General features: G+C 74.1%; 18 protein-coding genes. 10 read left to right on the forward strand and 8 right to left on the reverse strand.

What is annotated here, in order from left to right; all coding sequences use genetic code 11:
- Nucleotides 1–3: 3 nt before the first annotated feature.
- A complete protein-coding gene (locus OG472_RS33165) occupies nt 4–1,266 on the reverse strand; it encodes a GAF domain-containing protein (RefSeq protein WP_401614972.1) in 1,263 nt (420 codons plus the stop codon).
- Between the two features lie 378 nt (nt 1,267–1,644).
- Nucleotides 1,645–3,288: an acyl-CoA dehydrogenase family protein gene (locus tag OG472_RS33170; protein WP_401614958.1), complete on the reverse strand. Its 1,644-nt coding sequence runs from the start codon at nt 3,286–3,288 to the stop codon at nt 1,645–1,647.
- A 17-nt stretch (nt 3,289–3,305) separates the two neighbouring features.
- Between OG472_RS33170 and OG472_RS33175 the strand changes: the two genes are divergently transcribed.
- Together OG472_RS33175 and OG472_RS33180 are read left to right on the forward strand one after the other, a co-directional pair.
- Nucleotides 3,306–4,430, forward strand: coding sequence for a YihY/virulence factor BrkB family protein (locus OG472_RS33175; RefSeq protein WP_405832558.1), 1,125 nt, complete (start codon nt 3,306–3,308; stop codon nt 4,428–4,430).
- A 44-nt stretch (nt 4,431–4,474) separates the two neighbouring features.
- Nucleotides 4,475–5,209, forward strand: coding sequence for a helix-turn-helix domain-containing protein (locus OG472_RS33180; protein ID WP_401614955.1), 735 nt, complete (start codon nt 4,475–4,477; stop codon nt 5,207–5,209).
- Here OG472_RS33180 and OG472_RS33185 read toward each other — a convergent pair.
- Complete coding sequence (locus OG472_RS33185; protein ID WP_401614952.1) at nt 5,140–5,541, reverse strand: VOC family protein; 402 nt, start codon at nt 5,539–5,541, stop codon at nt 5,140–5,142. The genes OG472_RS33180 and OG472_RS33185 overlap by 70 nt on opposite strands.
- 153 nt (nt 5,542–5,694) lie before the next feature.
- A complete protein-coding gene (locus OG472_RS33190; protein ID WP_401614949.1) occupies nt 5,695–6,090 on the reverse strand; it encodes a hypothetical protein in 396 nt (131 codons plus the stop codon).
- 177 nt (nt 6,091–6,267) lie between these two features.
- On the opposite strand from OG472_RS33190, the gene OG472_RS33195 reads away from it, so the two are divergent.
- From OG472_RS33195 to rsgA, 4 genes are all read left to right on the forward strand, one after another.
- A complete protein-coding gene (locus tag OG472_RS33195) occupies nt 6,268–7,542 on the forward strand; it encodes a histidine kinase (RefSeq protein ID WP_401614947.1) in 1,275 nt (424 codons plus the stop codon).
- Nucleotides 7,530–8,186: a response regulator gene (locus OG472_RS33200; protein WP_383570477.1), complete on the forward strand. Its 657-nt coding sequence runs from the start codon at nt 7,530–7,532 to the stop codon at nt 8,184–8,186. Before OG472_RS33195 ends, OG472_RS33200 begins: the two co-directional genes overlap by 13 nt.
- On the forward strand, nt 8,183–9,076 hold the full coding sequence (locus OG472_RS33205) for a hypothetical protein (protein ID WP_405832562.1): 894 nt from the start codon (nt 8,183–8,185) through the stop codon (nt 9,074–9,076). The genes OG472_RS33200 and OG472_RS33205 overlap by 4 nt, the downstream gene beginning before the upstream one ends.
- A gap of 271 nt (nt 9,077–9,347) precedes the next feature.
- Complete coding sequence (rsgA, locus tag OG472_RS33210) at nt 9,348–10,484, forward strand: ribosome small subunit-dependent GTPase A (protein ID WP_401614941.1); 1,137 nt, start codon at nt 9,348–9,350, stop codon at nt 10,482–10,484.
- A 59-nt stretch (nt 10,485–10,543) separates the two neighbouring features.
- On the opposite strand, the gene OG472_RS33215 is transcribed toward rsgA, so the two are convergent.
- The 3 genes from OG472_RS33215 to OG472_RS33225 form a co-directional block, all read right to left on the reverse strand.
- Nucleotides 10,544–10,915: a PPOX class F420-dependent oxidoreductase gene (locus OG472_RS33215; protein ID WP_361769375.1), complete on the reverse strand. Its 372-nt coding sequence runs from the start codon at nt 10,913–10,915 to the stop codon at nt 10,544–10,546.
- 174 nt (nt 10,916–11,089) lie between these two features.
- Nucleotides 11,090–11,575 carry a DUF456 domain-containing protein gene (locus OG472_RS33220; protein WP_401612690.1) on the reverse strand — a complete coding sequence of 162 codons (486 nt, stop codon included), beginning with the start codon at nt 11,573–11,575 and terminating at the stop codon, nt 11,090–11,092.
- A gap of 24 nt (nt 11,576–11,599) precedes the next feature.
- Nucleotides 11,600–12,574, reverse strand: coding sequence for a helix-turn-helix domain-containing protein (locus tag OG472_RS33225; RefSeq protein ID WP_401612688.1), 975 nt, complete (start codon nt 12,572–12,574; stop codon nt 11,600–11,602).
- 198 nt (nt 12,575–12,772) lie between these two features.
- Between OG472_RS33225 and OG472_RS33230 the strand changes: the two genes are divergently transcribed.
- Entirely contained in the window at nt 12,773–16,546 is a 3,774-nt protein-coding gene (locus OG472_RS33230; protein ID WP_405832564.1) for a S8 family peptidase, read from the forward strand.
- A 129-nt stretch (nt 16,547–16,675) separates the two neighbouring features.
- Here the strand turns inward: OG472_RS33230 and OG472_RS33235 are convergent, their stop codons facing one another.
- Nucleotides 16,676–17,248 carry a TetR/AcrR family transcriptional regulator gene (locus OG472_RS33235; protein ID WP_401612682.1) on the reverse strand — a complete coding sequence of 191 codons (573 nt, stop codon included), beginning with the start codon at nt 17,246–17,248 and terminating at the stop codon, nt 16,676–16,678.
- 148 nt (nt 17,249–17,396) lie between these two features.
- Here OG472_RS33235 and OG472_RS33240 point away from each other — a divergent pair, with 148 nt between their 5' ends.
- The 3 genes from OG472_RS33240 to OG472_RS33250 all read left to right on the forward strand — a co-directional run bounded on the left by OG472_RS33240 (nt 17,397) and on the right by OG472_RS33250 (nt 22,594).
- A complete protein-coding gene (locus OG472_RS33240) occupies nt 17,397–18,134 on the forward strand; it encodes an SDR family oxidoreductase (protein WP_401612680.1) in 738 nt (245 codons plus the stop codon).
- 1,609 nt (nt 18,135–19,743) lie between these two features.
- On the forward strand, nt 19,744–20,775 hold the full coding sequence (locus tag OG472_RS33245) for a protein phosphatase 2C domain-containing protein (protein ID WP_405832566.1): 1,032 nt from the start codon (nt 19,744–19,746) through the stop codon (nt 20,773–20,775).
- A 76-nt stretch (nt 20,776–20,851) separates the two neighbouring features.
- On the forward strand, nt 20,852–22,594 hold the full coding sequence (locus OG472_RS33250) for a pyruvate dehydrogenase (RefSeq protein WP_405832568.1): 1,743 nt from the start codon (nt 20,852–20,854) through the stop codon (nt 22,592–22,594).
- The last annotated feature ends 187 nt before the right edge of the window (nt 22,595–22,781 follow it).

Genomic DNA, 22,781 nt, shown 5'->3' on the forward strand with positions numbered 1-22,781 from the left:
CCTTCAGGGAATCACGCCGGGCCCCCGGCGCCCCAGGCGGGCCCTGATCACCGCGGGGGCGGTGGAGTGCGGGAGCAGCGCGGCCGGGTCCTCGGGGCGGATCAGCTCCACCTCCACGTCCTCCGCGAAGCGGTACGGCCGGTGGGCCAGGACGCCCGCGAGGTGGCGGCGTACGCGGGACAGCTCCGCGCGGACCGTCACCGTGCGCGTCGGGTCCCCGAACAGCTCCGCGGACAGTTCGGCCGCCGAGCGGCCCCGCGGGCTGTCCGCCAGCAGGAACAGCAGCTCCGCGTGGCGCGGGCTCAGCTCCTGCGACCAGCTCCCGGAGGACCCGTACACCGTCGCCGACCAGGATCCCGCCCGGCTGAGGTCCAGGACGATCCGGGTCGCCGCCGTGCTCGTACGCTCCTGCGCGATCCGCAGCAGCCAGCCGCCTGGCAGCGGCTCCACCACGCAGTCGCCCAGCCGCGGCACCCACACCCGGCCCGGCCCGAAGGTCTTCGGCAGCGGGATCCGGTCCGCGGGCGCCAGCCCCGTCACCGCCGCCGTCCAGCCGTCCGGGTCCACGGCCAGCGCCCGCCCCGGCAGCCGGGCCAGGAGCGGGGACGCCACCGTGCGCAGCCGCTCCAGCGACTCCAGGTGCCGGAGCCGCAGCTCCCGCTCGGCGAGGCGGGCCACCGAGCTCACCCACGCCAGGGTCGCCGGGTGCATGGTGGCCAGCGGTCCGCTGACGTCGACCACGCCCAGCAGCCGCCCGTCCCGCGGGTCCCGTACGGGCGCCCCCGCGCAGGTCCAGTCGTGGTGGCTGGAGACGAAGTGCTCCGCCGAGAACACCTGCACCGGCCGCCGGGCCACCAGCGCCGTGCCCACCCCGTTGGTGCCGACCACGGCCTCGTCCCAGTCGGCCCCCACCGAGAAGCCGAGCCGGTCGGCCTTGCGCAGGATCGAGGAGTGGCCCTCCCGCCACAGCAGCCGCCCGTCCGCGTCCGCGACGACCATGATGTGCAGGGCCTCGTCCAGGGCGGGCAGCAGGCCCTCCCGCAGCACGGGGAGGATCTCCCGCAGCGGCGACCCGTGCCGCCGCTCCTCCGTCTCCGCGGCCGACAGCATCCGCGAGCGCGAGTCCCGGTCCGGGTGCACCCCGCCCGCCAGCATCCGCCGCCAGGACTCGGCGATCTCCGGCCTCGGCGCGGCCGGCGGACGGTCCCCGGCCAGTGCGGCCGCCCGCACCCCCTTGAGCAGACGCGCCGCCGCCCGCGCGTCCATGGCCGAGATGCGTGCCACATCGACCGTGCTGCCTGTGGTGTCGGCCACCGGAACCTCCCCGTGCGAACAGGACGTACGACGCGAGCCGCCCGGGCGGTCCGCGAGTTCCGCATCCCCCGGCGCCCCGGCGGGCGGCTGCCGACTCAAAGGTTGCAACGGTATGCAACTCTCGCCAAGTCCCGGTCGCCCGACCGAAACTGTCCGGACGCCGCCGAGCGGCGTGACAGCTCCTCCTCGGGGCTTCGGATCAGAGGTGGTGCCGAGTCGGCGCGGCGCCACCTCTGTACCGGTCGACGGGCCCGGATCACGGCTCGGAGCGGTTTGGGGACCGCAGGGGAGCCCGACGGGGGCTCCTCCCCGGTCCGCGATCCGCGCCCGTCAGCCCGCGATCCGCGCCCGTTCCACCACGGCGCCGAGATCGAGGCTGTGCGGCAGCGTGCCGAAGGCCGCGCCCCAGTCGCCGCCCAGCCGGGAGGCGCAGAACGCGTCGGCGACCTCGGGCGGAGCCCAGCGCACCAGCAGCGATCCCTGCAGCACCAGAGCCATGCGCTCCACCACGCGGCGGGCCCGCGCCTCGATGCCCTCCAGATCGGCGAGGTCCGTCAGCAGGTCCTTGATGGCCGAATCGAGCCGGTGGTCGGCGCCCCGCGCCAGGCCGACCTCCTGGAGGAAGGCGTTGAGCGCCTGCGGCTCGCGCTGAAGGGCGCGGAGTACGTCCAGCGCCTGTACGTTGCCCGAGCCCTCCCAGATGGAGTTCAGCGGGGATTCGCGCAGCAGTCTCGGCAGCCCGGACTCCTCGACGTAGCCGTTGCCCCCCAGACATTCCAGGGCCTCCGCGACCATCGGCGTACAGCGCTTGGTCACCCAGTATTTGGCGGCGGGCACGGCGAGGCGCAGGAAGGCCTTCTCCTGCTCCGTCCCGGCGTCGTACGCGGCCGCCAGGCGCAGGGTCAAGGTGGTGGCGGCCTCCGACTCCAGGGCGAGGTCGGCGAGCACGTTGCGCATCAGCGGCTGGTCGATGAGCGGTGCTCCGAAAGCAGAGCGGTGCTCCGCGTGGTGCACGGCCTGCGTCAGCGCCTGCCGCATCAGGGAGGCCGAGCCGATGACGCAGTCCAGCCGGGTCGCCGCGACCATCTCGATGATGGTCCGCACCCCCCGGCCCTCCTCGCCCACCCGCCGCGCCCAGGTCCCGTCGAACTCCACCTCGCTCGACGCGTTCGACTTGTTGCCCAGCTTGTCCTTCAGCCGCTGGATCGCGAAGACGTTGCGCGTGCCGTCCGGCAGCACCCGCGGCACCAGGAAGCAGGTCAGCCCTCCCGGAGCCTGCGCCAGCACCAGGAAGCCGTCGGACATCGGCGCCGAGCAGAACCACTTGTGCCCGGTCAGCAGGTACTCGCCGGACGCGTCCAGCGGCACCGCCGCCGTCGTGTTCGCCCGTACGTCGCTGCCGCCCTGCTTCTCCGTCATCCCCATGCCGAAGAGCACTCCGCCCTTCTGCGCGGCCGGCCGCAGCCCCTGCTCGTACACGTGCGAGGTCAGCCGCGGCTCCCATTCGGCGGCGAGCGCCGGATCGGCCCGCAGCGCCGGTACGGCGGCGTGCGTCATCGAGACCGGGCAGCCGTGCCCCGCCTCGGCCTGCGACCAGATGAAGAACCCGGCGGCCCGGCGCAGATGCCCGGCCGGGCGCCCCCAGGCGTCGGTGAGCCCGGAGGTCACGGCGTGCCCGAGCAGCCGGTGCCAGGCCGGGTGGAACTCCACCTCGTCGATCCGGTTCCCGTACCGGTCGTGCGTCCGCAGTTTCGGCGGGTTCTCGTTCGCCTGCACGCCCCATTCCTGGGCCTGCGCGGAACCGGCCGCGCGCCCGAGGCCGGTGAGCTCCTCCCGTACCTCGCCGAGGAGTTCGGGTTCCGCGGATGCGAGGTGACGCTCGACGCCCTCGGTGAGGGCCCGATCGCCGCCGTAGACGTCGTAGCCCACCAGGGGCGGGGCCTGGTTGCTGACTGTGTGGGTGGTGGCTGCCATGCGGATACCGTAAGGACGTGCAGCCAGCAAAAGAAACACCCGAGCGGATCCCGGGGCCCCCAGGACGGCTCCACCGGGCCCGCGCCCTCTACCGCAACGTCTCGAAGCGGAAGATGGGCTGGCTGCTACTGAAGGACACCGTCAACTCGTGCATCGAGTACCGCATCCTCGGCCTGGCGGCCGAGGCGGCGTTCTTCACGCTGCTCTCGCTGCCCCCGCTCTTCCTCGGCCTGCTGGGCCTGCTCGGCTACGTGGACGGCTGGACGGGCAAGACGACCGTGGCGAGCATCGAGGAGAACATCCTGGGTGCGGTCGGCACGGTGCTGTCCGACCGGGGCGTCAACGACATCGCCAAACCGATGCTCGACGACGTGACGGGGCGCGGCCGCCCCGACCTGATCTCGCTCGGCTTCGCCTTCGCCCTGTGGTCGGGCTCGCGCGCCGTCAACGTCTTCATCGACACCATCACGGTGATGTACGGGCTCGACGGGCAGCGCGGCATCGTCAAGACCCGGCTGCTGGCCTTCGTGCTCTACATCATCGCGCTGCTGATCGGTGCGGTCGTGCTGCCGCTGATGGTGGTGGGGCCGGACGCCGTGATCGAGCTGGTCCCCTGGGGCACCAGCGTGATCGCGGTGCTGTACTGGCCGACCGTCACCCTGCTGTCCATCGTCTTCCTGACGACGCTCTACCACGTGTCCGTACCGGTGCGTTCGCCGTGGATCGAGGACGTGCCGGGGGCGCTGGTGGCGCTCGCCATGTGGGTGCTGGGCTCGTTCCTGCTGCGCATCTACCTCACCAACACCGTGGAGGGGCCGACGATCTACGGATCGCTGGCGGCGCCCGTGGCCGTGCTGCTGTGGATCGGCATCTCGGCCTTCGCGGTGCTGGTCGGTGCGGCCGTCAACGCCGCCATCGACCGGGTCTGGCCGTCCGTGGCCACGGCGGCGGCGCGCGAGGCGAACGAGCGGGCCCGGGAGCTGGAGGCCGCGCAGCTGATCGCGCGGGCCGCGGCCTGGCGGGCCCTGGCCGAGGGCGAGTCGGAGGACGACGAGGACGGCGGGATGCCGTCGGAGTTCCCGGAGCGGTGGTCGAAGTTCCTGCCGCCCGAGGACTACTCGTCGCGGCTGCGCAAGCACTGACCGGAACACCGGAGAGCCGTGGATCCCCGCCCTACGCTGGAGGGGTGTACGAGGAAGCGCGCTCGGCGGCCGTACCCGGGGCCGTGCTGTGGCGGGCCGGGGGCAACGGCCGCATGGTGCTGCCCGACGGGTGCATGGACCTGCTGTGGGCCGACGGGCGGCTGCTGGTGGCCGGGCCCGACACCGGGCCGCATCCCGCCGGGGAGGTCCCGGGCGGCACCTTTTCCGGGATCCGGCTGGCGCCCGGCACCGCGCCCGCGCTGCTCGGCGTACCGGCCCACGTCCTGCGGGACCGGCGCGTGGAGCTCGCCGAGCTGTGGCCCGCGCGGGAGGTACGGCGCCTCGCGGGACGCGTGGAGGCGTACGGGGATCCGCGCGCCGGACTGGAGGCGCTGGCCGCGCGCCGTGCGGCCGAGGCCGGGCCGCCCGACCCGCTGGCCGCCGAGGTCGCGGCGCGGCTCCGGGCGGGGCAGGCGGTGGCCGGGATCGCCGCGGCGGTCGGCCTCGGGGAGCGCCAGCTGCGCCGCCGTTCCCTGGACGCCTTCGGGTACGGGCCGCGGACGCTCGGCCGGATCCTGCGGCTGCGCCGCGCCCTGGCGCTGGCCGGCGCGGGCATGCCGTACGCCGAGGTGGCCCACGCCGCCGGGTACGCCGACCAGGCGCACCTCGCCCGCGAGGTGCGCGCGCTGGCCGGGACCACGCTGACCGCCTATGCGGCGGGCTCCGCCGGGGCGAACAGGGACACGCCGCAGCCGTCCGGGTCGAGCACGACGGCGTAGCGCTGCCCCCAGAAGGCGTCCCAGGGCTTCAGGTGGCCCTGGTACCCCGCCGCGGTCAGTTCCGCGTACAGGGAGTCCACCTCGGTGGGGGAGTCGCACAGGAAGGCCAGGTCCCGGCGGCCGTCGCCGGTGGGGCGGGTCCAGGAGGGGTCGAAGGAGCGGACGGTCTCCTCGGTGTCCCAGCCGATCCGCAGCCCGCCCGGAAGCGCGGCCTCCACGTGCGGCAGGCCGTCGGCGTCGGCCGGGAGGTCCAGCCCGAGGCGGCGGTAGAAGGCGAGCGAGGCGGCCATGTCGGAGACGACGAGGCCGATCATGTCGAGTCGTGGAGTCATGACGGCAGGCTAGGCAGCCCCCGCGCCGCCCGTCTTGAATGAAACGGACACCTCCGCGCCCGGAGGCCCGTCGGCCGGTCCGCCCGGAGGCCCGAAGGCCCGGAGGCCCGTCGGTCCATCGCTCCGTCGGTCCATCGGTCCGGAGGGCCGCCCTCAGCCCCGGCGGCGAGCGGCCACCATCGCGCACGCCAGTGCCAGCGGCAGCTCCGCGCCCGCCGCCAGCAGCAGCGCCATGCCCTGCCCGCCCGTCCCGGCCGAGGTCGTGACGTCGAACCAGGCGTCCATCACCAGCAGTGCCGCCGTCGCCGCCGCGACCGGCGACACCCGGGGATCGCCCCTGCGCAGCAGCATCCCGGTCCCGGTCAGCCCGGCGGCCAGCACCAGGTCCAGGCCGATCCACGCCGTGGCCCAGTTCGAGACCTCGGTGGTCTGCGGCGTCGTCTTCGCCAGGACCAGCACCCACGGGAGCAGCGCCACCCCCGCGCAGGTGAACACGGTGGCCGGCCGGGGGGTGCGCCAGGTGCGGGTCTGCGGGGCGACAAGTGCCATGGGAGCGGGTCTCCTTCCGGCCCGGCGGTCCGTCCCCCGGGCACACCACCAGCCTCGTCCGCCGCGCCCCCGAGATCACTGGCCCCACTGTCCGAACCGGGGGTGGCGCCAGGTACACCCCCGGGCGGGTGCCTGCGTGATGGAAAGCCCCTGACCAGTGCGATTACCGTACGGGTCATGGCACTTCGCGGCGCGCTGAGGCGTACGTACACCTGGACCGCGGCGCACACGCCGTGGTCGGCGTGGGCCCGGCGCAACACCGTCTTCACCACGGCCGCGATCCCGCCGGCCCTGCCCGCGCTCCTCGGCATCGCCTACGTGTCCGTGGCGCCCGGCCTCAGCCCGGCCCCGCTGCTCGCGGTGCTGGGCCTCTGCCCGCTGCTCACCACGCTCCAGCGCAGCCGCTTCTGGGCTCTGCTCGGCCTCGACGTGCCGGAGGTCGTACGGGAGAACCGCTGGTCCAGCCTGCGCGGGCTGGCCGAACGGGTGCGCTCCGAGGCGACCTGGCGGCAGTACGGCTACCACCTGCTCGTCAGCCCACTCGCCGCGGCCGCCGGCGCGCTGGTGGTGCTGGCCTGGGCCTTCGGCATCGCGGCCGCTTCCGTCTACGGCTGGTTCTGGTTCCTGCCCGCGGACACCCGCACCCCCGGCTGGACCGGCGACTACGACCTCGTCACCGTCGGCGGGATCCTGCTGCTGCTCGCCGCGCCCTGGCTCGCCGCCCTCTTCGCCAGGCTCGACGCCTTCGCCGCGGCCGCCCTCCTCGGCCCCAACCGGGCCCGCGAGCTGGAGCGGCGCGTCGAGGACCTCGCGGAGAGCCGGGCCGGGGTGCTGGACGCCGCCGACCTCGAACGCCGCCGGATCGAACGGGACCTGCACGACGGAGCCCAGCAGCGGCTGGTCGCCCTCGCCATGAACCTCGGCATCGCCCGCGCCACCCTCTCCGATCTGCCGCCCGAGGCCAAGGCCGTCATCGACGAGGCGCACCGCCAGGCGAAGGAGGCCATCGAGGAGCTCAACAGCCTGGTACGGGGCCTGCATCCGGCCGTACTGGAGGACCGCGGGCTCGACGCGGCGCTCTCCGGGATCGCCGCCCGCGCCCCGTTCCCCGTGGAGCTGACCGTGGACATCGCGACGCGGCCGGGGGCCACCGTGGAGGCCGTCGCCTACTTCGTGGTCTCCGAGACCCTGGCCAACGTGGCCAAGCACGCCCGGGCGCGCCGCTGTTCGGTGCGGGCCGTGCGCACGGCCGCACCCGGCGGGGCCGGCCGCCGCGGGGACCTGCTGCGGGTCACCGTCACCGACGACGGGGTGGGCGGGGCCGACCCGGCCCGCGGAACCGGTCTGGTCGGCCTGCGCAAACGCGTAGGGTCGGTCGACGGAAACATCATGATCAACAGCCCTCTCGGGGGCCCGACCGTCATCACCGTGGAGCTGCCGTGCGGGCTGTGATCGCCGAGGACTCCGTCCTGCTGCGGATAGGACTCGTCAAAGTCCTCGAAATGGCGGGCTTCGAGGTGGCCGCCGAGACCGGGGACGCCGAGGGCCTGCTCGCCGCCGTCGAGGAACACCGGCCCGAACTGGCGCTCGTGGACGTACGGATGCCGCCCGGCTTCACCGACGAGGGGGTCCGGGCCGCCCTGCTGATCCGCCGGCAGAACCCCGGCACGGCGGTGCTGCTGCTCTCGCAGTACGTGGAGGAGCGGTACGCCGCCGACCTGCTCGCCGCCCCGAGCGGCGCCGGCATCGGCTACCTCCTCAAACAACGGGTCGCCGACGTCGAGGAGTTCATCGACGCGCTGCGGCGCGTCGCGTCCGGCGGCACCGCACTCGACCCGCAGGTCGTCGCCCAGCTCCTGCTGCGCCGAGGCGGCGGACCGGACCCGCTGGAACGCCTCACCCCGCGCGAGCGCGAGGTGCTGGCCCTGATGGCGGAGGGCCGCTCCAACGCCGGGATCGCCGCCGAACTCGTCGTGAGCGAGAGCGCGGTGGCCAAACACATCAACAGCATCTTCGCCAAACTCGACCTGCCGCCGGCCGACGGCGACCACCGCCGGGTCCTCGCGGTCCTGCGCTTCCTGGACGGCACGCCGTGAGGCGGGCCACCGCGCCGACGGACGCCGTGCCCCCGGACGCCGCGCCGGCGGACGCCCCCGCCGCCACGCGGGCTCGTACGCCGGCCCCGGCCCCGGACCGCCCGGGACAGCGGCTCGCCTGGACCGTCGCCGCCCTGCTGAGCGCGCTCCTGGTCGTGGCCCCGGCCACCTGGCAGGCCTGGTCCTACGGGAACACCCGCAACGACACGCTGAGCGGCGGCAGCGACGGCCGCCCGGTGACCGCGCTGGAGATCGTGGGCGGCGACGCCGACGTCACGGTGAGCCCGCGCGGGGACGGCCAGGTCGGCTACCGCGCCACGATCGGCTGGTCGCTGAAGGCGCCCACCATCGAGGAGAGCTGGCTCGGCGACACCCTCCGGCTGACCCCGCACTGCCCCGGCGAGGAGTTCCTGCCCACCCTCGATGCCGGCTGCTCCGTCCAGCTCGGGGTGACCGTCCCGGAGGACGTCCCGGTGAAGGTGACCGCCGGGTCCGGCCGGGTCCTCCTCAGCGGCCTGGGCGGCGCCGTCGACGCCGAGGTCGACTCCGGCCGGGTCGAGCTCGTGGGGCTGCGCGGAGCGCTGCGGGCGAAGGTCGGCTCCGGCAGTCTGCGGGCCACCGGCCTCACCGGGCCCCAGGCCGAGATCCGGGTCGGATCCGGCCGGGCCGACGCGGCCTTCGTCACCCCGCCGGACCAGGTGAGCGGCCGGGTCGGCTCCGGCCGCCTCGCCCTCACCGTGCCCGCGGCCACCCGCTTCCGGGTCCGCTGCGAGGCCGGCGCCGGCCGCTGCCAAGTCCCGGACGGCATGCGCGACGCCGGCTCCCCGCGGCGCCTGGACATCGAGGCGGGCGTCGGCCGCGCCGTGGCCATGTACCCGGCCGGGCCGTGAAAGAGAACATGAAAAAGAACGTGAAAAAAGAAGTGGCCCCGCCGTGCGGGATCTTGTTACGGTGGGTCCGTTCCCGCCGAGCCGGTGGAGGACCTCAGTAACGTGCATGACCCGGAGGTGAGTTCATTGATGACTGTCGTCGCGCAGGGCGCTGCCCGCACTCAGAAGACCATCAATGTCACTTCTGTGGTCTCCGGCTGACCTCACACCTCTTCGCGCGCCGCCGTCGAGCGAGCGCACGCGGCCGGGGCCACCCTGTGAAGGGTTCCCCTTGTCTTTCTCGTCTTTCCCCGCTTCCTCCTCCGTTTCCACCTCTTCTCTGCAGGCCTCGCTCTCTGACGCCCTCGCCCCCTACGGCTGGGACGACGCGTGGGCGGCCGAGTTCACCCCGTACGCCGAACAGGGCCTCGTGGCCGGCCGGGTCGTACGCGTCGACCGCGGCCAGTGCGACGTCATGACCGCGGAGGGCATCGTCCGCGCCGACACCGCCTTCGTCACCCCGCACGACCCGATGCGGGTCATCTGCACCGGTGACTGGGCCGCCGTCGAGGCGGCGGGCCACCCGCGCTACGTGAAGGCGTACCTGCCGCGCCGCACCGCCTTCGTACGCTCCACCTCCTCGCAGCGGTCCGAGGGGCAGATCCTCGCCGCCAACGTCGACCACGCGATCATCGCCGTCTCCCTCGCCGTCGAACTGGACCTCGGGCGCATCGAGCGCTTCCTGGCCCTGGCCTGGGAATCGGGCGCGCTGCCGCTGGTCGTCCTCACCAAGGCGGACCTCGTCCCCGACCCGGTGACGCTCGGGCACCTGGTCCAGGACGTGGAGGCCACCGCGCCGGGCGTCCAGGTGCTGACCGTCTCCTCCGTCACCGGAGAGGGCACGGACGTCCTCGCGGCCGTCGTCGCGGGCGGCACCAGCGTGCTGCTCGGCGTCTCCGGCGCCGGCAAGTCCACGCTGGCCAACGCACTGCTCGGCGCGGAGGTCATGGAGGTCCAGGAGGCCCGCGAGGTCGACGGCAAGGGCCGCCACACCACCACGACCCGCAACCTGCTCGCCCTTCCGGGCGGCGGCGTCCTCATCGACACGCCGGGACTGCGCGGCGTCGGGCTCTGGGACGCCGAGACCGGGGTCGGCCAGGTCTTCTCGGAGATCGAGCAGTACGCGGAGCACTGCCGCTTCCACGACTGCGCGCACGAGGCGGAGCCGGGGTGCGCGGTGCTGGCCGCGCTGGACTCGGGGGAGCTGGCGGAACGCCGCCTGGACAGCTACCGCAAGCTGCTGCGGGAGAACCAGCGGATCGTCGCGAAGACGGACGCGCGGCTCCGGTCGGAGATCCGCCGCGACTGGCGCCTCAAGTCCGCGGAGGGCCGCGCCAACTACGCGGCCAAGCGCGGCAACCGCTCCTGACCCCCACCGCCCCGGCGGAGCCCCGCCCCAGTGGCTCCGCCGGGGCCGCTCGCCGGGGGTCAGAGGCCCCAGGTGTGCACCCGGTCGGGGTGGATCCGGATCACCTCCGGGCTGAAGTGCGGGCCGAGCCCGTGCGGCCCCGTCTCCAGCGTGGCGTGCCCGCGGATCTCGATGCCGCGGACCCGCCACGGGCTGGTGCTCACCAGGTCGTCCACCACCAGGGCGAGCCGCGGGTCGTGCCGGAGGTTGCGCCACTTCTTCGTACGGCCCATGGCCATCCCGCCCACCAGGAGCGTTCCGTCCTCCTGGGGGAAGAACCCCACCGGGTTCACCTGTGGCTGCCCGGCCGCGTCCACGGTGGCCAGGCGTCCCAGGTGCTGGGACCGCAGGTATGCCGACTCCGACTCGCTGAAACCCTCGAACGCCCTCATACCCGGAAGCCTCGCAGCTGCCGGCCGCACCTGCATCGGACCGCGGCCGTAGCCGGGTTCCCCCGGAGGACCTAGGTCCCGCGGCGGCCGCTGCGCCGGCCGCGGGCCGTGGCCGGCAAGGGACGGGGGAGCGCCGGCAAAGGGCGAGGGGGCGTGACCGGCCAGGGGGCGCGACTACGACCCCGCCACCACCGCCCCCACCCAGGCCCCCACCACCAGCAGGCACGCGAACAGCTCCACCAGCACGCTCGTCCCCACCGCCCGCATCACCGCCCGTACCGACGCCCACGCCTCGCCGTGCGTCCCCAGGCGCAGCCGCTCGCAGAAGTAGATGCCGCCCACGAAGCCCGGGACCGCCCCGAGCACGGGGATCACGACGAAGCCCAGTACCGCGCCGCCCCCGGCGAACACCCCCATCCGGGGGGTGATCCCCAGCCCCCGCACCCGCCGCGGCGGCAGCTGCCACTTCACCACCTGGACCACCAGCAGCAGGGCCGTCGCCGAGACGAGCAGGGACCACGCCAGCGCCGACCGCACGTGCAGCGCCCACCACAGCAGCCCCGCCCACACCAGCCAGGTGCCCGGCACACCCGGCACCAGCACTCCCAGTACCCCGAGCAGCAGCACCAGCCCCACCAGGAGCAGCTGAGGCAGATCCATCTGCTCAGCCTGACCGACCAGGGCCTATCGGGCCACCCAGCCCCGTTCGTAGGCGTGCCAGCCCAGCTGCAGGCGTGTCGTCACCCCGGACAGTTCCATCAGGCCCTTGACTCGCCGCTGCACCGTCCGCAGGCCCAGCTCCAGGTGCTTCGCCACGCTCGCGTCCGTCATGCCTGCCAGGAGGAGGGACAGGATCTCCAGGTCCGTGGCGTCCGGCACGTCCTCGGACTCCTCCGCTCCCGCCGCCCCCAGCCGCAACGGCAGGGCCTCCCGCCACACCGCCTCGAACAGCCCCGTCAGCGACTCCAGCAGCCCCGACGCGTGCACCACCAGCGCCGCCGGCTCTGCTCCGGGCCCCGTCAGCGGCACCAGCGCCAGCGACCGGTCCGCGATCACCAGCCTGGTCGGAACCCGGGGGATCACCCGGACGCCCTCGCCCCGCGCGAGCGCCGTCGACGCCTCCCGGATCCCGGTCGGCAGCGTCAGTACGTCCCGCTCGATCACCACCCGGTACTCGACGCCCCGCGCGGAGGCCTGCTCCTCCGCCTCGTTGTCCATCGACGTGACCACCTGGGGCCGGGCGCTGACCAGGGCGCACACCTCCTCCGCCGCACCCACCTGGAGCTGGTGGAAACGGTGCGCGACCGCGCTCGCGCCCGTCACCACCTCCACCAGGTCGTGCACGGAGGGCTCGGCCGCCTCCGCCCGGTACTCCTCCGCCAGCAGCGCCGCCGCCAGTTCCGCCTGCTCCAGCTCGTGCCGCTGCTGGGTCAGCAGGGCCCCGAGCGCGACCCCGGGCGGGGCCGCCACCCAGCGTCCGGGCCGGGCCGAGGACTGCGCCGCGAGCCCGTGCCGCTCCAGGTGGCGCAGGGCCCGTTCGGTCTGCGGCACCGGCAGCGTCAGCCGGTGCGCGAGGTCGGGCACCTCCGCCGCACCCAGCGCCACCAGCACGCGGTACGCCGACTCCTGCCCCTCGTCGAGGCCTATGGCACCCAGCAACCCGTCCACCACCTTTCGACACAGCGCCTGGCGGGAAGCGGCCACGGCGCAAACCCGCCGCGGACATCATCGCCGCACCCCCCGCCCCTCTGCCAAGGTGGCGCCACCGCAGCACCAACATCCGCTGGCCAGAAGCCATTTACGCGGCAGCTTTGCCGTGCAATGCAGTAGTTGGCCGGAATTCACCTGGGGAGAGCGATGCGCCCGATATCGCGTACGGCACTCGGGGCGGCCACCGCGGCCGTCCTTGCCGTCACCGCCGTCGGCCCGTCGACGGCGCAGCCGGTCGACGGAGCACCTGGAGCGGGGAAGAGACCACTCGTCGGGAGCGAGGCGGCCGGAAAGCAGCCCACGGCCCCCGTCACCGTCACCCTCGTCACGGGTGACCGGATCCTGGTCTCCACGGACGCGGCCGGCCGGACGGCCGCCACCGCGATGCCGCGCGAGGACGGCTCGCAGCCGCTCGTGCAGACGAGGCAGTCCGGCAAGGACCTGTACGTGTACCCCGAGAGCGCGGTCAAGGCGCTCGCCGCGGGCCGGGCCGACCACGAGCTCTTCAACGTCACCGGCCTCGTCCGGCAGGGTTACGACGACGCGCACACCAAGAAGCTCCCGCTCATCGCGGTCTACGACGGTTCCGTGAACGTGGCGCGCAGCGCCCCGCCCGCGCCCCGCGGCGCGGACCGCTCGCTCGTCCTCGGCTCCATCGGCGCCGTCGCGCTCTCCGCAGACAAGGAGCAGGCCGCCGCCTTCTGGGCCGACGTCACCGGTACGGACGCCCGCGCGCGCTCCGTCTCGGGCGGGCTGAAGAAGCTGTGGCTGGACGGCAAGGTCCAGGCGAACCTGGAGCGCTCCACGAAGCAGGTGAGCGCCACCGCCGCCTGGGCCGCCGGATTCGACGGCAAGGGCACCAAGGTCGCCGTCCTCGACACCGGCACCGACCTGGAGCACCCCGACCTCAAGGGCCGCGTCGGCGCGTCGAAGAACTTCACCGACTCCGACACCGACGCCGACCGGCAGGGCCACGGCACCCACACCATCTCCACCGTCGGCGGCTCCGGAGCCGAGAGCGGCGGCGCGAGGAAGGGCGTGGCCCCCGGCGCCGAACTCCTCAGCGGCAAGGTCCTCAACGACGCGGGCTACGGCCTCGACTCGTGGATCATCGCGGGCATGGAGTGGGCCGTCGAGTCCAAGGCCGACGTGGTCTCCATGAGCCTCGGCGACCCCTCCCAGACCGCCTGCGACGACCCGCTCGCCGCGGCCGCCGAACGGCTCTCCCGGCAGGGCCCGCTGTTCGTGATCGCCGCCGGCAACTCGGGCCCCGGCAACAACACGGTCTCGTCGCCCGGTTGCGCGGCCGGCGTGCTGACCGTCGGAGCCGTGGACCGAGACGACACCACCGCCGGCTTCTCCAGCCGTGGCCCGGCCGGCCTCCAGCACACCCTCAAGCCCGAGATCGCCGCCCCCGGCGTCGGGATCTCGGCCGCCGCCGCGGGCGGCCGCGGGGTGTACGCCTACCAGTCCATGTCCGGCACCTCGATGGCCACCCCGCACGTCGCGGGCGCCGCCGCCATCGTCAAGCAGCGCCACCCCGACTGGACCGCCCAGCAGATCAAGGCCGCCCTCGTCGGCTCCGCGAACACCAAGGTCCCCGGCGACGTACGGGAGACCGGCGGCGGCCGCCTCGACGTGAAGGCCGCGATCGACACCACCGTCACCAGCGCCCCCGCCGTCCAGGGCGGGGCGTACAACTGGCCGCAGGACCGCAGCGACCGCGGCAGTGCCGAGGTCCCGTACACCAACCTCGGCAAGACCCCCGTCACGCTGAACCTCGCCGTCGAGAAGGTCACCGGCAACGACGGCTCCGCCGTCCGCAGCCAGGTCGCCCGCCTCGACAAGCGCACCGTCACCGTCCCGGCCGGAGCCACCGTCACGGTGCCCCTCGCCCTCGACCCGGCCGCGAAGCTGGCGCGCTCCCAGTACGGGGACGTCACCGGCCGCGTCGTCGCCACCGCGAACGGCGTGCACGTCTCCACCCCCTTCTCGCTCTACGTGGAGCCCGAGACGGTGACGCTGCGCGTCAAGCTCGTCGACCGCGCGGGCAAGCCGGCCGCCGGACCCTCCTCCCTCGACGTCATCGGCACCGACGACGCCAGCGGTGAGCGCCGCTTCAACGACGGCTCCGCGGACCAGGTCTACCGGGTGCGCCCGGGCGCCTACTTCCTCTCCGCCTTCGTCGGCACCCCCGACGCGGGGGAGGGCGCCGAACTGATCGACTCCCTCACCTACCTCGGCCGCCCCCAGGTCGAGGTGAAGAAGGACACCACGATCGTGCTCGACGCCCGCAGGGCCGGGCGCCTGGACATCGCGGCCGACAAGCCCGTCGAGGCCCGCAACACCACCCTCGGCTTCGCCCGCAGCTGGGGTCGTGAGGGATGGCTGCACGCGGGCACGGCGATGGGCGGCCGGACCATCCGCGGCTTCTACGCCTCCGTCGAAGGCCGCGCCGAGGACGGCGACTTCGAGTTCGGCAGCTACTGGCGGGCGGCCGCGCCGCTGATCTCCGAGCTCAAGGCCGTCGGCGGACCGGTCCTGCACCCGATCACCGCCTCCACCGGCAGCGACAACCTCGACGGAACCGGCAGCGCCCGACTGGTCGACGCCGGCTCGGGCACCCCCGAGGAGCTCGCCGCCGCCGGCGCCAAGGACGCGGTCGTCCTGGTGAAGGTGGTGGACGGCGCGCTGTACGAGGTCGCGCAGAACGCCAAGGCCGCCGGGGCCAAGGCGGTGCTCGCCCACCGCGAGGCCCCGGGCCGCTGGGTCGCCTTCACCGGCTACGCGGGCGGCGCGCTGCCCGCGATGGCCATCGAGGCCGCCGAAGGACAGGCGCTGCTGGCCAGGCTGAAGACGGGCGAGGTCACGCTGTCCTGGAAGGCCACGGCGAAGAGCCCGTACGTCTACTCCCTGGCCTTCCCCGAGACGGGGGAGGTCAAGGGCGGCCGTACCTACCGCGTGCGCGACCGCGACCTCGGCCAGGTCGAGTCCGCCTACAACTCCATGGGCGTGGCGGCCGACTTCATCGACCTGGCAGGCGCCTACCGGCCGATCGGCAGCGCCGTGTACTTCGGCGGGATCGAGACCGTCGCGGCGCCCGGCACGCGGACCGAGTACTACTCGGCCGGGGACACCGCCTGGGACCAGATGCTCTCCAGCAGCTTCCCCTGGGGCGAATTCATGGTCGGCGAGCAGCACACCTACACCAAGGGCCAAAAGGTGCGGGCGAGTTGGTACGACGGGATCACCGGACCCGTCGCACCGCGCGATCTCTCGGGCAAGGAGACGCTCGCCGCCGAGCGGCAGGGCAACCTGATCGGCTTCGCCCCCGCCATGTGGGGCGACGGCGGCCACGCCGCGCAGCCGGGCTCCTTCGGTGACATCGGCGGACTCCAGCTCAAGCGCAACGGCGAGGACATCGGGGACAGTTGGTACCCGTTCGGCGTCTTCGAGATCCCGGCCGAGGAGAGCCGCTACGAACTGACCCAGAGCATCGAGAAGATCGGCCCGCCCGCCCGGGTCTGGCAGCGGTCTACCTCCGTCCGGACGACCTGGGGCTTCACCTCGAAGCTGGACGCGTCGGCGTACTCGCAGGGCCTGCCGGTGCTCTTCCCGCGGTACGCGGCCCCGCTCGACGGGATGAAGACGGTGGCGGCGGCGAACGGCCAGAGCATCGGGCTGAGCGCCACCGGGCACGCGGACTACGTGCCCGGCGCCCTGAAGTCGGCGAAGCTGTCGTACTCCTACGACGGTGAGAACTGGACCCGGGCCAAGGTGAGCGAGCACGCCGGGCGCTGGACCGCGGTCGTGGACCACGCCGGAGCCTCCGGCAAGCCGGTCTCCCTGAGGGTCGAACTGACCGACGCCAAGGGCGCCACCGTCACCCAGACGGTCGTGCGGGCGTACGACGTGCGCTAGTCCGCAGGGGCAGAGCGGTAACGGTCCACCGGGCGGCGGCCCGGTGGACCGTTACCGGCCTCCGGGCATGTACCGGGTGCGCTGGACGGCACGCCGAACCCGCCCCCTGGCAGGCGGATCGCGAACGGATCACGGGCGGACCGCGAGGCCGTCCAGGGTGAGGTCGAGCAGGCGCTCGGCCTGCTTCCGGTGTTCGGCGCCCGCCGAGGTGAGGGCGATGCCTTCGAGGGCGGCGGCGATGTCGGTGGGCCTGATGTCGGTACGGATCGTCCCGGCGGCCGCGCACGCGTCCATGAGCGCGGTGATGGCGGCCTGGATCATCTCCCGGCTGTGACCGTAGGGGTTGCCGCCGGTGGCGGCGATGGCGCGCAGCGCGTCGATCATGCCGTATTTGGCGGTGACGTAGTCCAGGAAGAGGCGCGTCCACGCGCGCAGGGCTTCGGTGGGTGCCTTCTGTGCGAGCAGAGCGGGGGCGGCGTCGCACAAATGGGCCACCTCGTTGCGGTAGACCGCCTCGACCAGGGCCTCCCGGGTGGGGAAGTTGCGGTACAGGGTGGCGCTGCCCACGCCCGCCTCCCTGGCGATGCGCTCCATCTGCGCGTCCAGCCCTTGCGTCGTGAACGCGTGCACGGCGGCGGTGAGGATCTTCTCCCTGTTGCGCCGTGCGTCAGCCCGCAGCGGCCGCTGTGCTCCATCGGTCATCAGTGCTCGCCATCCCCTCTCAAGTGCCCTTCGCTGTGCCATGACTTGCTAAGCGGAGACGCCCCCACTTAGTCTGGACGTAAGTGGGGGCACCCCCGTTTTCACTGTAGGTCACCGGGCCGGCAGGCGCCCACGAAGGAGACTGCTCATGTCGGGTATCCGGGGCAAGGTCATCGCGATCACGGGTGCCAGCAGCGGCATCGGCGAAGCGACCGCGGTCCACCTCGCGGAAAGGGGCGCCCGGCTCGTACTCGGCGCCCGCAGGGAGGACCGGCTGAACGCGGTCGTGGACGGCATCACGGCCAACGGCGGCACCGCCACCGGCGTCATCGTCGACGTCACGCGCCGCGAGGACCTCCAGCGCCTCACGGACACGGCCGTCGACCGGTTCGGCCGGCTCGACGTCCTCGTCTCCAATGCGGGCACGATGGCCGTCTCGCCGTTCGACGACCTGCGCCAGGACGACTGGGACGCCATGGTCGCCACCCACATCACCGGCCTGCTCAACGGCATCGGGGCGGCGCTGCCGGTCTTCCGGCGGCAGCGCTCCGGCCAGTTCGTCAACGTCGGCTCCACCGCGGCCTACGCCGTCAAGTCCCCCCAGGCCGTGTACGCGGCCACCAAGACGGCGGTGAAGGTGCTCACCGAGGGCCTGCGCCAGGAATCGGGCCCCGGCCTCCGCGTGACCCTCGTCTCGCCCGGCTTCACCCACACCGAGGGCGTGGGCAAGGGGGCCGGCCCCGAGGCCGCGGCCGCGATGACCCGGCAGCGCGACGAGATCGCGATGCCGCCCTCCGCCGTCGCCTCCGCCATCGGCTACGCGATCGGGCAGCCCGACGGCGTCGACGTCGGCGAGATCGTCGTCCGGCCCACCGCGCAGGCCTGACACCGCCGCACGCGGGCACCTCCGGCCGCCTCCACCCGCTCCGGCGACCGAAGTGGGGCGCGCTGCCCACGGACGCGCCCGAGGTGTTCCGCCTGGCGCGCGGCACCCGGCGCATCCTCGACCACTGGCGGACTCCTGTGCGAACAGACGTACGGCGGACTGCGGGCCGACGAGGCCAAGGACGGCAGGCTCCTCGCGGCCGCCGTCGCCGCTGTCGGCCACGAGGGTGCCCGGGCCCCGGAGTTGCCGGTGACCCTCGGCATGCGCGATCGGGCCGGACCCGTCGAAGGGGCCGAACGGGCCACGTGTGCCCACGGCGTGACCGTACGGCGCCGGCAGGGCCGCACCCTGCGCGTCTGCTGCGCGCCCGCGGTGCGTTGCCGGCTCGGCGCAAGGACCGCCGTGCGTACCTGAACCGCGTGGACCATTGGACCGATGTTCCCCGGGGCCGATTTCGTGCGTTCGGCGTTTTCCGCCCCTGCGGGAGGCCGAGAATGAGGGCATGAGTCAGCAGGGCGCGGACGACTGGTGGCAGAAGCTCTACGAGGATCCGGACGCTGGGCCGGAAGCCGACCCGGGGGACACCCTGGACAACCGGTTCCGCTCGGCGGCGGGAGTGACGGCGGACCCGGCCGTACCCGCGTCACCGGCTCCGCCGGATCGGGAAGGGGAGCGGGGGCCGGATCAGGCGCCGGAGCGGGGACCGCTGCCGGGCCCGCGGCAGGCTGCGGCCCCGGACGCGGGCCTGCCCGCCCGGCCGCCGGTGCCGGACGCCTTCCGGCAGGACGCCGGCCCGCCGGGGCCGGTACCGGTGCGGGACGACGGGCCCGGTGCCCCGGGACGGACACAGCCGCTGCTTCCGGGCCCGCGCCCGGCCCCGGAGCCTCCGCCCGCGCCGGAAGTGCCGTCACCCCGCGAGCGGTACCTCCCGCCTCCGCCCCCGCCGGTGCTTCCGGGCCCGCGCCCGTCCCCGGCGTCGCCCGAAGCGGAACTGTCGTCACCCGCCGAGCGGTACGCCCCACCACCACCGCTTCCGCCCACGTCCCCGGCCCCGCCCACGTCCCCGGCCCCGCCCACGTCCCCGGCCCCGCCTGCGGCCTCGGGCCCGCCTTCGCCTTCGGCCCAGTCCCCGGCTCCGCCCCGGCCTGCGGCTCCGGAACCGCCTCCGGGCCCGCCTGCGGCCTCGGGCCCGCCTCGGACTCCGTCGGCGGCCCCGGCCCCACCATCGCCGGCCCCGTCTACGGCCTCGCCACCGCCTTTCCCTGCGGCCCCGGCCCAGGCCGCGCCTTGGGCCTCGGCCCAGCCTTGGGCGCCGGCTCCGCCCTCACCCTCGGCCCAGTCCTCGGCGTCGGCCCAGCCTGCGGCTCCGGAACCGCCTCCGGGCCCGCCTGCGGCCTCGGGCCCGCCTCGGACTCCGTCGGCGGCCCCGGCCCCGCCTTCGCCTGCGGCCCCGGCCGCGCCTTGGGCCTCGGGCCAGCCCTGGGCACCGGCACCGCCTTCGCCCCCGGCTCCGGAACCGGCCGGGCCACCGCTTCCGCCGCCGCCTTCGGCCTCTGCCCCGCCTGCATCCCCGGGCCCGCAGGCGCCCCCGGCGCCGACGGGTGTCGGCGTGCCGCGGGATCCTCGTGCGGGCGGGGCCACCGGGTACGCGCTCGGGGGTGTCGACGTGCCGCCGGTGGCCGGGCCCGAGCTGCCGGTCCGGCGTACGCAGGCGCCGCGCCGCGAGGACCGGACCGAGGAGGTGCCCGCGCCCCTACCCGTACCCGCAGCGGACGCCCCGGCGGAGCGGCGGCCCGAGGTACACCACCTCGGCGACCGCGCACCCACCTACGCCGCCGAGCCGGGCGCGCTCCCGCCCGCCGACCCGGCCGCCCTCGACGGGCTGACCCCGGACACCGTGCTGGAGGGTGCCCGCTACGGCAGCTACACGCTGCGCGCCGCCTCCCTGCGCGGGGACTCCGCCCGCTACCGCGGCGAGGCCCGCCGGGACTTCCTGCTCACCGCCCGCTTCGGCGGCGGCGACGACGCCCTGGTCCTGGTGGCCCTGGCCGGCGGGGACCGGGCCGCGCCCGGGGCCGCGGAGGCCGCCGCCGAGCTGTGCCGCACGGTCGCGGCGGCCGTCGGGCGGAGCCAGGGCCGCCTCGCCGAAGACATCCGCGCCGGGCGCCGCGACGCCCTGCGCTCGGGCCTGCAGCGGCTCACCGACCGGGGCTACGGCCGGCTCCGGGCCCGCGCCGCCGAGCTGGGGCTCGCCGAGGCGGCGTACACCGCCGGGCTGCGCGGGCTGCTGCTCCCCGTGGACCCGGAGTGCCGCACGCGGGTCTGCTTCGGCGCCGGCGCGGGCGGGCTGTTCCGTCTCCGGTCGGGCCAGTGGGAGGACCTGGAAACCGCCGGGCAGGCCGAGGACACCGAGGGCGGATTCCGGTTCCGCGCGGCCGTGGCCCGGCCGGGGGACACCCTGCTGCTGTGCTCCGGCGGCCTGGCGGAGCCGATGCGGGAGGAGGCCGCCCTCACGGCGGAGCTCGCCGCCCGCTGGAGCGAGGCGGAGCCGCCGGGCCTGGCGGCCTTCCTCGCGGACACCCAGCTCCGCCTCAAGGGGTACGCCGACGACCGCACGGCCGCCGCGGTCTGGGAGGCGTAACCGGCGCACACATGGCTGGATGGGAGGCACGCGTGTCGGAGAGACCGGACCGGAGACCGGGAAGGATGCCCCCCTCATGGCCAAGCAGAACGTGGCGGAGCAGTTCGTCGACATCCTCGTGCGCGCCGGCGTGCGGCGGATGTACGGCGTCGTCGGCGACAGCCTCAACCCCGTCGTGGACGCGATCCGCCGGACGGGTGACATCGACTGGATCCAGGTGCGCCACGAGGAGACGGCGGCCTTCGCCGCGGGCGCCGAGGCCCAGATCACCGGCCGCCTCGCCGCCTGCGCGGGCTCCTGCGGCCCGGGGAACCTGCACCTGATCAACGGGCTGTACGACGCCCAGCGTTCGATGGCGCCGGTGCTCGCCCTCGCCTCGCACATCCCCTCCAGCGAGATCGGCCTCGGCTACTTCCAGGAGACCCACCCCGACCAGCTCTTCCGCGAGTGCAGCCACTACAGCGAGCTGATCTCGAACCCCGCGCAGATGCCCCGGCTGCTCCAGACCGCCGTGCAGCACGCCGTCGGCCGCAGCGGCGTCAGCGTGGTCGCCCTGCCCGGGGACATCGCCGCCCTGCCCGCCCCGGAGAAGGCCGTGGAGCACGCGCTCGTCACCGCCCGCCCCACCGTGCGGCCCGGTGACGCCGAGATCGAGAAGCTGGTCCGCCTCGTCGACGAGGCGGACCGGGTCACGCTCTTCTGCGGCAGCGGCACGGCCGGGGCGCACGCCGAGGTGATGGAGTTCGCCGGCCGGGTCAAGGCGCCCGTAGGGCACGCCCTGCGCGGCAAGGAGTGGATCCAGTACGAGAATCCGTACGACGTCGGCATGAGCGGTCTGCTGGGCTACGGCGCCGCCTACGAGGCCACCCACGAGTGCGATCTGCTGATCCTGCTCGGCACGGACTTCCCGTACAACGCCTTCCTCCCCGACGACGTGAAGATCGTCCAGGTGGACATCCGCCCCGAACACCTCGGCCGCCGCTCCCAGTTGGACCTCGCGGTCTGGGGGGACGTACGGGAGACCCTGCGCGCGCTGAACACGAGGGTGAAGGCCAAGACGGACCGCCGTTTCCTGGACCGGATGCTGAAGAAGCACGCGGACGCCCTGGAAGGGGTGGTGAAGGCCTATACGCGCAAGGTCGAGAAGCACACCCCGATCCACCCCGAGTACGTGGCCGCCATCCTCGACGAACTGGCCGACGAGGACGCCGTTTTCACCGTCGACACCGGCATGTGCAATGTGTGGGCGGCGCGCTATCTTTCCCCGAACGGCAAACGGCGCATCATCGGCTCCTTCAGCCACGGCTCCATGGCCAACGCCCTCCCGCAGGCCATCGGCGCACAGTTCACCGACCGGAACCGTCAAGTGGTGTCGATGTCGGGCGACGGCGGTTTCTCGATGCTGATGGGAGATTTCCTCACCCTGGTGCAGTACGACCTCCCCGTCAAAGTGGTCCTGTTCAACAACTCATCTCTCGGAATGGTCGAGCTGGAGATGCTGGTTTCCGGCCTGCCCTCCTACGGGACGACCAACAAGAACCCCGACTTTGCCGCGATCGCCCGCGCGGCGGGTGCCTACGGGGTCCGCGTCGAGAAGCCCAAGCAGCTCACAGGGGCTTTGAAGGACGCTTTCCGGCACAAGGGACCCGCTCTGGTGGATGTGGTGACGGACCCCAACGCCCTGTCGATTCCACCGAGGATCAGCGCCGAGATGGTGACCGGATTCGCACTATCCGCCAGCAAGATCGTGCTGGACGGGGGAGTGGGCCGCATGATCCAGATGGCTCGATCCAACCTCCGCAACGTGCCCCGCCCGTAAGCCCGCAGGAGTGCGGAACCCCCCGGGGGGCATGCATCCCGTAGACCAGTTCGAGAGCGTGGACGCGGGGAGGGACATCGCCGTGCGGGTGGGGGCGAAGAACGGGAAGCCGTGGCGGAGAGGCAGGCCGGTGCCGCGCGAACCGTCCGCCGGTGAGGACGGGGGAGCGGTGGACACGCTGCGGATC

Origin of the sequence: Streptomyces sp. NBC_00207 (assembly GCF_045160965.1) — a bacterium.
Lineage (GTDB): Bacteria > Actinomycetota > Actinomycetes > Streptomycetales > Streptomycetaceae > Streptomyces.